Origin of the sequence: Paludibacter sp., from assembly GCF_009712605.1 — a bacterium.
Lineage (GTDB): Bacteria > Bacteroidota > Bacteroidia > Bacteroidales > Paludibacteraceae > Microbacter.
The window spans coordinates 16333-29098 of sequence record NZ_WASO01000009.1 but is presented as its reverse complement, the minus strand read 5'-3'; the positions used below and the strand labels follow the sequence as shown (position 1 = coordinate 29098).

Annotated in this window: 7 protein-coding genes and 1 pseudogene; 3 read left to right on the top strand and 5 right to left on the bottom strand. The window is 43.1% G+C overall.

The annotated features are described in order from the left end of the window. Nucleotides 1-116 precede the first annotated feature (116 nt). A pseudogene (locus tag F8N35_RS07240) lies at nucleotides 117-889 on the top strand (methyltransferase domain-containing protein). An 80-nt stretch (nucleotides 890-969) separates the two neighbouring features. Here F8N35_RS07240 and F8N35_RS07235 read toward each other — a convergent pair. From F8N35_RS07235 to F8N35_RS07215, 5 genes are all read right to left on the bottom strand, one after another. Further along, complete coding sequence (locus F8N35_RS07235; protein ID WP_293050764.1) at nucleotides 970-1464, bottom strand: threonine/serine exporter family protein; 495 nt, start codon at nucleotides 1462-1464, stop codon at nucleotides 970-972. Further along, nucleotides 1461-2207: a threonine/serine exporter family protein gene (locus tag F8N35_RS07230; protein WP_293050762.1), complete on the bottom strand. Its 747-nt coding sequence runs from the start codon at nucleotides 2205-2207 to the stop codon at nucleotides 1461-1463. Before F8N35_RS07230 ends, F8N35_RS07235 begins: the two co-directional genes overlap by 4 nt. A gap of 222 nt (nucleotides 2208-2429) precedes the next feature. Next, nucleotides 2430-3086, bottom strand: a complete 657-nt coding sequence (locus tag F8N35_RS07225) for a transposase (protein ID WP_293050760.1) — start codon at nucleotides 3084-3086, stop codon at nucleotides 2430-2432. A 55-nt stretch (nucleotides 3087-3141) separates the two neighbouring features. Then, on the bottom strand, nucleotides 3142-3777 hold the full coding sequence (locus tag F8N35_RS07220; protein WP_293050758.1) for a LysE family translocator: 636 nt from the start codon (nucleotides 3775-3777) through the stop codon (nucleotides 3142-3144). Nucleotides 3778-3870: 93 nt separating this feature from the next. Continuing rightward, nucleotides 3871-4680 (bottom strand): hypothetical protein, encoded by an 810-nt coding sequence (locus tag F8N35_RS07215; protein ID WP_293050756.1) that lies wholly within the window; start codon nucleotides 4678-4680, stop codon nucleotides 3871-3873. Nucleotides 4681-5102: 422 nt separating this feature from the next. Between F8N35_RS07215 and F8N35_RS07210 the strand changes: the two genes are divergently transcribed. Beyond that, entirely contained in the window at nucleotides 5103-7586 is a 2484-nt protein-coding gene (locus F8N35_RS07210; RefSeq protein ID WP_293050754.1) for a glycosyl hydrolase 115 family protein, read from the top strand. Nucleotides 7587-8402: 816 nt separating this feature from the next. Beyond that, entirely contained in the window at nucleotides 8403-12743 is a 4341-nt protein-coding gene (locus F8N35_RS07205; RefSeq protein WP_293050752.1) for a family 43 glycosylhydrolase, read from the top strand. The last annotated feature ends 23 nt before the right edge of the window (nucleotides 12744-12766 follow it).

Genomic DNA, 12766 nt, shown 5'->3' with positions numbered 1-12766 from the left:
ACTCTTTCCTGACCGGGAAACTTTATCGTATCTTTTATTTAACAACCTGACTGCCGGAATGAGATGAACCTGTTCATTTCTACCGTTGTTGCAGTCATTCAAATCATTTAAACATCATGAGTAACGAAAATAGTTCAATTCACGACTTCGACTTTAATTTAATCTGTGAATATTTTGCGAGTATTGACCGTCAGGGGCCGGGCAGTCCCGAAGTGACCCTGAAAGCGTTGAGTTTTGTCGATAACCTGACCGAACATTCGCGCATTGCCGATATCGGTTGCGGAACGGGAGGCCAGACAATGGTGCTGGCGCAGTATGCTCCCGGAGAGATTACCGGCATCGACCTCTTTCTGCACTTTGTAGACCTCTTCAATGCCAACGCGGCAGCGCTGAAATTACAACAGCGTGTGAAGGGGATAGTCGGTTCGATGGAGAATCTGCCTTTTCAGGATGAAGAACTGGATCTGATCTGGTCGGAAGGCGCCATTTATAATATTGGTTTCGAACGGGGCGTGAACGAATGGCGTCGTTTCCTTAAAACTGGCGGTTATCTGGCCGTTACCGAGGCATCGTGGTTTACCACGAACGCCCTGAAGAGATCAACGCTTTCTGGAAGAACGCATATCCCGAAATCGATACCATTGCGGTGAAGACAGCTCAGATGCAGAAGGCTGGATACATGCCTGTGGCAACATTTATCCTGCCCGAAACCTGCTGGACAGATCATTTTTACGTAAAACAGGCTGCCGTGCAGGATGAATTTCTGAAAAAATATGCCGGTAATACTACAGCCGAAGAGTTGGTTGCCTATCAGCGGCACGAAGCGGAACTGTATCGTAAATACAAAGCCTATTATGGTTACGTATTCTATATCGGTCGGAAAATCTGATGCAACGAAAAAGGATTGCTTCCATTGAGGAGGCAATCCTTTGATTTTTTGGTCTGATAACTTGTAGAATAACCTGACTGTTATTTATATGCCCTTCGGGTCAATGAATGCGAACGGGAGTGGAAAATGAACATTGGAAGGGTGGCTCCGATGGCCAGCAAAAAGATAACCGTGATGGTAACCATCCCATTTGAGAAAAACATTTCCATATATTTTGCCTTTAAATCGGGTTGATTAATATTTTGCAAAAACATGATCTGAGAAAAAATGGTGTTATAGGCATATTTACCCGGAATCATGGGCAACAGCGCTGGAATGAAAATTACCGTGGTGGGACAATAGATCGGTTTGCCGAGCCACAGGCTGCCGAAGCCGATAATCAATCCGCTGACCAGCGAAGCCGAAGCAATATCGACATGCAGGTAAGTCATCAGGCAAAAGCGGCAGGCATGACCGATAGCGCCCAGTAGTGCAATAAACTTAAAAGCCCGTTTCGGGGGATTGGAGATGGCGCCGAAACCGATGGCAGCGATCGCACCGAATAATCCGTCGGAGAGTATATCGAATAGTATCATACTAAGCGGTTTGTAAAGAGGAACAATGTGAAAGAAAGGCCGATGGCAATACAGATAATCAGCAAAAAGGCATTCGTAAGACGGCTGATACCGGTCAGTGTATGCCCTTCAATAATATCAATCACGCCGTTGATGAGGGGAACGCCCGGAATGAGATACAACACGCTGGTGGCAAGTGCAATGTCGGAAGTGGTGTTGAAAAGCAGAGCCGTCGACGACAGCATGGAGGCGATAAAGGCCGAAACGATAAAGATGATGTAATGGTTTATCTTGCGCGCCTGAAGAAACAGTCGGGTGTAGAAGCCTGCAAACGTGGCAATGCAGACAATGAACATCGAAAGCCAGTCGCCACCGAACAAGCGACAGAAAGAGGCGTTGGCCAGTCCGACAAGCAGTAATACCAGCCACTGGTTCATCCTTGGTGCAGAAACAATTTTGTCGTATTTTGCCTTGATCTCCTCGAAAGAGAGTTTTCGGTCCACTGCTTCCCAGCTCAGGCCGCTGAGTTCAGCGTTGTGCTCAAAACTAATGGGTAGCGCCGGAATCTCAATTACTTCACTAAAGATCTGTTGAGTTTCGTTTTTTTGAATAGTCAGAATAATACTCTTTTGGAATACGCTGATATTGACATCAAAATTCAGCGCGTCGCCCAATCGCTTTGTATTCCGGATCACTCTGGAAGTGTGTATGCCACAGCCCATTAGGTGGGCGGCATATTCAGCGACAAATTTTACTTGATCCATTGAAAATGTCTTGGTTGTAATAAGGTGATTTCAGACTGCAAAATTAATACCGGAAATCCCATGAAACAGTATAAATTTACCAAAATTATTAATTATGTGAGTTTTTTATAAAAAATAGATGGGTTTGGATGGGCGTTTTTAGGGGGAAGACGAAACAAAACTGAAAATAACGACAGAATATATTTATGAATGGTTGATCACCATTACGAACCATTGGTTATTTCAGACGCCATAGAATTTATCGCCCTGCCATTTCGCGGGATTATCGTTGATGTAACGGGCAATGCGGATGTACGACAATTCGTCGCGGATAATGTGTTCGTAATAATCGCGCTGCCAAACGTGGTGTACGTTCGAATTTTGGCGCAGCCATTTTGTTACCCCGATTTTGAATCCTCGTACTACCGACCCGATGGTTTGTGATGTTCCGCGCGGTCTCGACGATTCGGATTTCGACGGTTCCGGCCGTTGGGGCGAAAAATTTTTCGCCTTATTATCCGGCGTGCCGGTTTCGCGATAAATGGGCGAAAAATCTTTCGCCCCTATCCTGACCGTTTCGTTTTCCGTCCCAATTTCGGGCGAAATGTTTTTCGCCCCTACGGACGTTCCGGATAATTCGATGATGCCGTGAATGTGGTTGGGCATTACCACGTATTCGTGCAACGTTGCGTTTGGAAAATGGGCGGGAATTTCCAACCAACAACTAACGGCGATTTTACCCGCCTCGTTTAATTCCATTTTACCGTTTACCACCTTGCCGAACAAACATATTCTATCCTGTACGCATATCGTGATAAAATACAATCCGGCCTGCGAATAATCGCATCCTTTCAACCGGATGGAACGGCGATGATGTATTTCGGGATTGTAACGGGGCATGGTTAATGGAACAATTTATAGCACAGAGAAGGAGATTTGCGCTAGCCGGAGAGTTTTATTTCCTGTCAATCAATGCGACTTTTATCCCAAGTCCAATCATTGTTAGTCCACAAATCTTGTTTATGTAAGTCGAAACTTTTTTGTTGTTTTTCAATTTTGCAAAAATACTGGAGGCGAATACCGCTAAAATCAAACACCAAATTGTTCCTGTTGTTATAAATGTTGTGCCAAGCAGAAGAAATGGGAAAGCTGTATTGCTAAATGTAGGGTCTATAAATTGAGGAAGAAATGCAATGAAAAAAAGTGCAACTTTAGGGTTTAAAATGTTAGTAAAGAAGCCGTCTCTGTAAATCTTCAGGTAGTCGACTGATTTTGTCTCAATTATTCCGTTAGTATTAAGTTGAGCTCTGTTTGTGAGCATTTTATAGCCTATATAAAACAGATATGCAGCTCCAAGATATTTAATAATGTTGAAGAGCATTATTGATTTCGTAATAATTATGGAAAGTCCAAATGCAGCAAGAATAGTATGCCCAACGCTTCCTGTCGCAATTCCTAAAGTTGAAATAATTCCAGCTTTTTTTCCTTGTCCGATACTTTTTGTCAAGATGAAAATGGTGTCATTACCTGGTGTTAAGTTTAATAACATACCAGCCAATAAAAATGTCTCAAAATGAACTATTCCTGTCATATATTTTTTCTTTCAGGTTGTTTTGTTTCTCAGCTACATGGTTTGCCCACGCGATGTAATCGCGCTGGCGCGGAGTTATGAATTAGATGCTAGTTATTGAATAAAATCTGATAATATAATATTGATACTATCTTTAATTTGCCCCATTTTTTTATTAGTATCAAGATCCTTTAATGCTTCAGGGGTCAAACTTTTTTTGATTATCTCATCATTGAGTTCGAAATATTGTTTAAATCCAATCATTATTATTTGCGTCATTAAAAACTGACAATGCGTTTTTAATAAATCAATATCCATTTTGAAAGCTTCTTTCTCAATTTCTATTTTTCTATCAGTTCTACAATATCTAAAATTAGGGTGAATTGGTTCTTTTATTGGGTAACCATCCCAATGTTTGATGCAATTTGAAATATAATTAATTCTTTTTGTGATTAAAAATAGATCATGTGATTTATAGATATTGACATGAAATTCTTTTTTGCAGTAATCTTCAATACTTAAAAGATTATTTTCTTCATTCAACTCTCGAAATAAAAAATTTACAGCGTCAACTAAAGCTTTTAGATATGATTCATATTTATGAAACAGTCCAATATATCCAAGCCTAATGGTTTCGTATAAATTATCTTTTAGATCTTCTCTTGAAACATTCATTAAATGCTTGTATTTCGAACTCCTAACTTGATTCCAACTTTCTACTATTGATTTATTGGAAGCTGGAATATAATAATTTAGAAAAAGCGATTGAAAATTTTCCATATCAGATATGGATTTAATAATAAAATCGAATATTTTTCGTCCTTCTTCTGATTCTTGAAGTTTATCAAAGTTTTTTACCTTGGAAAAATTTTCCGATAATCTTTCTATCAGAATATCTATTGTATTGATATTTTGTTTTTTCATAGTATTTGCCTATATCGGCTATCGCGTCTGTGTTGTTTTCTCTGCTCTAATCACGGTTAAGTCTTTATTTGTGCTAATCCGCTTCTACCCATCGCTTTTTTCATTGGTATTCAGCTTCAAAACTACGAAAAACAATTCATAAAATAGTTTTTTGGTTAAATATAATTCTTTTGATAGTGTGGTATGGCAGATTGAATAGCTTGGATGAAGGCGAAGCGGTAATCAGCATTAAGCATCCTGCAAACCAGAAGCCAGGGAGATGCCGATGAGCTATGGAAAGACAGTAGTTTTGCACGTAGCTTTCAGGAATGTCTGTTTTTTCCTAAATTTGAAGACCGGAACATTGCATTCCGGCGTTGAAGCTGTGTTGTTGAAAACTTGTGTTTTTAATTGTCTGATATACATGTTTTAAGTGTGTCTGTATGAAAAAAATATTACTGTTTGTGTTGTGTCTCCCTCAGCTTTTGTGGGCTCAGATTGAAGTTTTGCACCAGTCTCAGGATAAAAATTCGTTTCCTGTAGTTGCCGGATCAAAAGCCACACGGATTTGTTTTGATGTCAACGATTATGAAGTGGTTAAGAAATCGGGAAATCTCCTTGCCTCCGATATTGAACGGGTGACCGGTAAAAAGCCTCAATGTATTGCTGCAGACAAATCGTTTCCGGCAGATGAGGTGATTATTGTCGGTACGGTAGAGAAAAACCGGTTGATAAATCAGTTGGTTACAGCTAAGAAGCTGGACGTTGCACCCATACGCGGTCAGTGGGAACGTTTTGTCATTAAAACTGTAGAGAATCCTTTTCCGGGAGTGAAAAAGGCATTGGTCATTGCGGGTAGCGATCGCAGAGGTACAGCCTATGGCGTTTTTTCGGTGTCGGAAGCCATTGGAGTTTCTCCCTGGTATTGGTGGGCTGACGTGCCGGTCGTTAAGCGCTCGTCGTTGTCTATTAAAAATCTGAGTTATACATCGGCTTCTCCATCCGTAAAATATCGGGGAATCTTTATTAATGATGAAGATTGGGGTATGTATAAATGGGCAAAGCAGACATTCGATCCCGCTTTTGGAAATATAGGCCCGAAGACTTACGAAAAGGTTTTTGAACTGATGCTCAGGCTTCGGTTGAACTATATCTGGCCGGCGATGCACGAATGCAGTACGGAGTTTGGGTTGGTGCCCGAAAATGTTGCAATGGCCGATCGGTATGGGATTGTAGCGGGTTCGTCGCATTGCGAACCGATGCTGTGCAATAATATTCATTGGGACCAAAAGGCAAAAGGACCCTGGAATTATAGCCTGAATCGTGATACGATACATGCATATTGGGCACAAAGCGTAAAGGAACGCCGATCTGAAGAGGCTGTGTGGACATTGGGTATCAGAGGAATTCATGATCGGGGGATGGAAACCCCGCCAGTCGGAATTCCAGATAGAATTAATCTTGTACAACAGGTATTTGACGATCAAAGAGCCTTGATCAATCAAAATGTAACGAAAGAGTGGGGCGATGTTGCTCAGTGTTTTGTCCCGTACAAAGAGGTGTTGCCGCTTTATGATGCAGGGCTGAAAGTGCCCGATGATGTGACGATTATGTGGGTAGACGATAATTTTGGATATATCCGTCGATTGGGAGCTGCTGCCGAACGCACACGATCGGGAGGAGCCGGCGTTTACTGGCATTTATCTTATTATGGCGGACCTCATTCTTATTTGTGGATGAATACGACACCTCCGGCCTTGATGTGGGAAGAGTTGCATAAGGCATGGGAAAACGATGCGCGAAAGATATGGGTTCTCAATGTGGGCGATCTTAAACCGATGGAGATCGGGATGGATTATTTTGCGCGTTTTGCATGGAATATAAACGAGAAAAATATTGACTCGCAGCCTCAATTTTTAAGCGACTTCGCTAAAAAGCAGTTTGGCGAAAATGAGGGACAACCGATAGCCGATTTGTTGGGTGAATTTTATCGGTTGGGCACTATCCGAAAACCGGAGGAGATGAACCGTATGTGGGCGGTCTCTCTGCCGCGGGAAGAGGCGCTACAACTGAAACACGACTATCAACAGCTTTTGGATAACGAAGCAAAAATAGCTGTTCAGATCGACGGAAAAACAAAAGATGCCTATTTTGAGATGGTTGGATTTTCGGCAAGAGTTCTTGGTGCAGCGGGGTTGATTTTTATGGCCGACAGGGATATTCAGTTGGGCAGTGACAGTGTTGCTGCAACAAAGGAGATTGTCCGCCTGTGTCAGTATATCGATGAACAGGTTGCTTCCTATAATAACGACGTTGCGGGTGGAAAATGGAAGTACATGATGCCCGGCAAGGAGACCGAAACGGCTAAGAGTCTGATGGATTGGAATAGTCAGGTGCGCTGGCCATGGGGCGAAAAGGGATGGAGCACTTCAGCTGTTACTGCTAATCCCGATCGTAAATGGCGGGATGCTAATTCTGCCGATCGCCGATCGTCTTCGGGAAAAGCCAACTGGAAGATGATCCAGGGTTTGGGCGCTACCGGAAAAGCGTTGGCTTTAAAACCTGCCGGTTTAGAGTCTTCATGGAATGTGGGCGACAATTCAGCACCTTGTCTTGAGTATGATTTTCAGACAAAAGGAGGAGATAATAATGTACTAATTGACTTTCTGCCCTCTTTTAGAATTTGCCCCGGAATGCAACTAAGGGTGCATGTGAGCATTGATAACCAGATTTCAAAGGTGGTTGAAGTGCTCGGATCGAGTGGTAAAGAGGACGAAAACGGCTCTGTCCGGAGTAACGGCATTATGAATAATTATGTGCAGGCAAAAGTAGAGTTGAAAGGACTTGTTCCGGGTAAACATACGTTGAAAATATATGCCGTCGATCCCGGAGTAGTTATTGATAGAATTTCATTTCCAATGGATTGACGGAATTGTTATGGTATGGCAAAAGTATTGTCGAATGTTACTGCTCTGTGGTGGTGCAGTAGTTTGTAAAGAAAGTGGCGGGCATTGTGTCCGCCACTTTCTGTTTTTGCGGACTTAAAAGACTTGATGGGTATCTGGATTGATAAGACAGTTGTACTTATTGTGTTTGTGTATCATCATTGATTCGATTCCTCGGTGTGCAATTTAGCCGCAAGGTTTCTCTATGTTCGCATGCTCATGAAACAAAACTTTTCCTTGTTGGAGCCGCTCTTTTCATCCAAAGTCGGTGATAGACCGTTATATCTGTCTGTTTTTAGAAATTTCATGTCTAAAAATTGAATTTGGATACTGTTTTTTTTCTGAATTTTACCGCCTCATTTGTAGTCTTTCGTTTTTACGTAGACTCTTCGGACTAAAAAGAAGGGAATGAAGCCTTTTTTTGAAGAAGTCAGGAACAAATACCGGAGACTGATTCCTTGAAGTCATCTTGACTTTTTCATTTTGACCCCCAACCCCCAAAATGGGGGCTGTAACATTGCAAAATGAATAGAATTTGCTCGTTTTAAAGACGAGTTCCTCCCCATTTAGGGGAGGTTAGGAGGGGTTGATGAGTAAACATAAACGGTAAGTTACATAACTTCCGAAGTCAAGACGACTTCCTTATGAAACAGGTTCGCTATCGGTAGACGAACCAATATTCCGCAACCATCGGAATGCCGAAAAGAGTTGATAGAGCGAAGAAAGAGTTCGTGACGAATTCTCCGTAAGTTCAAGGCTTACTAATACACCTATTACCTTAAATACCTATATTTTGCTATGAAAAACAAGAACCTGAAATCATTGCTGCTGCTGGTCTGGCTTGTGGCTTTTACCTCTCATGTCAGTGCATGGGTGGGGTCACCGATGCCGCGGTTGCACGTAGATGGGCGCTATCTGAAAGATACCCATGGAAATATCGTTAATTTGCATGGATTCGCTCAAACTTATTCTCCCTGGTTTAACGAGCAGGGAAAAATCTGGACTAATTATGATGTCTCCGGATGTTTGAAATATAATCAGGGTTTGATTGATAACATGTTGAAAGCGGGCTGGAAAATGAATTTCATCCGCCTACACATGGATCCATACTGGTCGAACACTCCGGGTGCTGCTGTTACAGGCGAAAACGACATATCCGCATTTAGCTTCGACCGATTCAAAACTGCTCTTGATAACGTGTTCATTCCGATGGCCGAATACGCCATATCCAAAGGATTGTATGTCATTATGCGACCTCCCGGTGTCTGTCCCGAAAAAATTGCAGTCGGAGATGCTTATAATCAGTATTTGATTAAAGTCTGGGGTTATGTTGCTCAGCATCCCAAATTAAAAAATAATTCCAATGTAATGTTTGAGCTGGCTAACGAACCGGTTACTATCCAGGGAACGGATGGCACCTACGGCGCCGGTTCGCAGGGACATTTCGATAATCTGAAAAAATATTTTCAGGCAGTTGTTGATACCATCCGTTCCAGCGCTGACAATATTCTCTGGGTTCCGGGCCTCGGATATCAAGCCTTGTATCAGGGGTTTGCTGTAAATCCTATCGAGGGAAAGAATATCGGCTATGCGGTGCACATGTACCCGGGATGGTTTAACAGCGGTCAGGGCTATGCCGATTTTCAGAAAGGATGGGATACGCAGGTGAAACCTGCGGCCAACATAGCTCCGATTGTTGTTACCGAAATGGACTGGGCTCCCGCAAAATATAATTCTTCCTGGGGGAAAGACAGTACCGGAACGGCGGGTGGAAACGGATTCGGGGCAAATTTCAAAAAGATTACCGACGATTCGGGAAATGTAAGCTGGCTGCTGTTTACTGGCCCTGATTTGCTGGCAAAATTTGACTCTACCCACGTGGCAGCTCCTAAAGATACTGTTTTCCTTAATGATCCGCAGGCATGTCCATGGTCATGTTTTCACTGGTATCAGCAATATGCCCTCAATAATTGTCCACGACCCGATTTTACATACCTTTCCAATAGTGATAACGGCGACGGTACATTCAAAAACCCGGTTATTTTTGGCGATTTTCCTGACCCTGATGTTATTCGCGTGGGGGATGTTTACTACATGTCGACTACTACCATGCACCAGTTCCCGGGAGCCACCATATTAAAATCGTACGATCTGGTGAACTGGGAATATTGCAGCAATCCTCTGGACAAAATCGAGTCGACGAATTGCTATAATTTAGATGGCTGTAATCGTTATAGCCGTGGGCAATGGGCGAGCAGCCTGAAATATCATAAAGGCACTTACTACCTTCATTTCAATACGCTGGACGAGGGTAGTTACTTGCTGACAGCCACCAATCCCGCAGGTCCGTGGACGAAGAAAAAACTATCCTCTTCTTTTTATGATGCCGGCCTTTTCTTTGATGATGACGATAAAATCTATATCGTCTATGGCATCGGAAAGTTGCATATTGCGCAACTGGATGCCGATTTTAATGTCGTGAAAGATCAGGCAATTACCTTCGGAAATATTCCATCGGGCATTGATAACGCGGCAACAGAAGGAAGCCATTTGTATAAAATAAACGGATATTATTACATCTATTCTACAACCGGTGGATATTATGCTACTCAGGTGGCATTCCGGTCGTCGTCTATTTTTGGCCCGTACGATGAAAAAGAAGTGTTCAACAGCAGTCGCATTCATCAGGGAGCTCTGATTCAAACACAAACCGGCGAATGGTGGACAATGCTCTTTGCCGACAAAGGTGCTTATGGGCGTTTGCCGAATCTGGAACCGGTAACCTGGGTAGACAACTGGCCGATGGTCGGGGTGAGCGGAAAAGATGTTACTTCGTATAAAAAACCCAACGTCGGCAGGTCGTATGCAGTTACGAATTTGCCTACTAATGATAATTTCAGGGATTACAAGCTGGCTTCTCAGTGGGAATGGAATCATAATCCCGATAATTCAAAATGGTCGTTAGTGAAGCGTCCGGGATTTTTGCGCTTGTATGCGGCAAATGTTGCAGATAGCCTTCCAAAAGCGAAAAATACCCTGACACAACGTATTCTGGGCTTTCCGGCCAATCAGAATTTGTCATACGGCACCGTTAAGCTGCATACAGCAAATATGGCGGAAGGTGACGTGGCAGGTTTGTGCGTATTCCAGGATCCGTACGCTTTTCTTGGAGTGAAAATGGTCAGCGGACAAAAGCGCTTGCTTTTCCTGAATTCCGGAACCAAAACTCAGCAACTGGGCGCGGCTGTAAACGATAGTGTAATCTACCTGCGGACAGTTGCCAATTATGCTACCAGTCAGGCCGATTTTTATTACAGTACAGATAATAAGACTTATACACAAGTAGGGTCTTTGATTATGCAGTACAATCTATCGGTGTTCGTCGGTAATCGTTTCGGGATTTTTAATTATTCCACGGTAGCCACGGGTGGTTATGTCGATGTTGACTGGTTCTCCACAGAGAAAGATTTTACTGAGGATGCGTTTTTCGATAAGTCCTTTGTGGGCTACAGCGAAGATGCATTGACCCTGAGTGACCTGAAAACAGATGCAACTGATATTACGATGGTGACCGGAACTAATAAAAGCTTTGTAATAACAGCCGTATACAAAGACGGTCATACCGAAGATGTAACGCTGAGTGCAACTTATGCAAATTCAAGTCCATCAACTTTATCCATTAAAAACGGACTCTTAATTGCAACAGCCAATGGTGATGCAACGGTTACAGTTACTTATCAGGGCGGTATGGGCAGTGCGAAAAGTTTGACTTTGAACGTCCGCTCTACCTATTTTCCGTTAACGGCAGATCTGTTCAATCCATCTATTTACGCCACGGGTACCTTTAATGCCACTACCCATACGTTTGTGCCTGGTCAGTGGGGTTTTGGGGGATGGAGCTATAACAACGGAATCGATTTGTCTGGCTACAAATATCTGGTGGTACAACTTGGAGCTGTTCCTCCGGGTGGAACCGTTGTGCGGGCGTTTGACGAAAATAGTTATTGGACCAAGCCGACGGAAGCTTCTTTCGACTCCAATAACAGGGCGGTTATTAATCTGTCGAACTCAACGAAGTCGGGCACAACGACGGCTTTTACATCGTCTCACGTTTATATCGTCGGATTGTGGGCAAACGGAGGTTCTCCAATTAACATTAATGATGTTTATGTAACCAATAACAGCGATTTTTCCAAGCCATCGGCAAACGATCCGGTCATAACCATTTCGTCCAATAACAATGCCGGCGGAAAAGTCAGTGGTGGCGGTATTTACAGCAATGGTTCCTCATGTACCCTGACAGCCACTCCTGCAACCGGATATGCCTTCTCCGGTTGGACGGAAGGCGGAGTTTTGGTTTCCTCAAATGCATCATACACTTTCACCGTCAGCGGATCACGTACGCTTGTTGCAGGTTTTTGTCCCGGCAATAGCAATTGCAAGCTTAAAGTATCCAATTGCACCTGCCGCGACAGCAACGATGGAGCTCTTGATATTACATTTACTTTGCCGTTCAGCTATTCATTGAACATAAAGGGAACAAGTTACAGTAAAACTGCTACCGCTACGTCGGGCTATAGTTTGTCCGGTTTGGCTCCCGGCACATACACGGTAGAAATTACATCCGCAGACATTAGCGGCTATAAGCAAAATTTCACGATAGTGGTGTCGCAACCTCAGGATTTAAACGTGATGAAGGTGAAAGCATCGGAAGGCGTTGCGCAATATAGTCTGAATGGAGGCAAGAATTATTATATTACGGTAAATGACAATACAGTAACTACGCAGTCTCAAATGGCGAACATACCATTGCAGAAAGGAGAGAACCGCATAAGCATCCGTACCGATAAAGATTGTCAGGGAATTTATCAGGAAACCATCTATTTTGATGGAAACAACCAGGCCACTGTGTTCCCAAACCCTACCGATGGACCATTGTTAATCGGAGTGCCGGGTAAGGATGAGGCTGTCAAGGTCGAAATCGCTACTATGAATGGCAGCATTCAATTTCAGCAAACTGTTGCGGTAGCCTCCGATCGTTTGATTCGTCTCAATGTTGCCGGTCTTCCTGCCGGGATTTATATTCTCCATATTAAGGGAACACAAATCCACGATACCATGCGACTGATGAAGAAATAATGGTCGGATTCGGAAATATATAA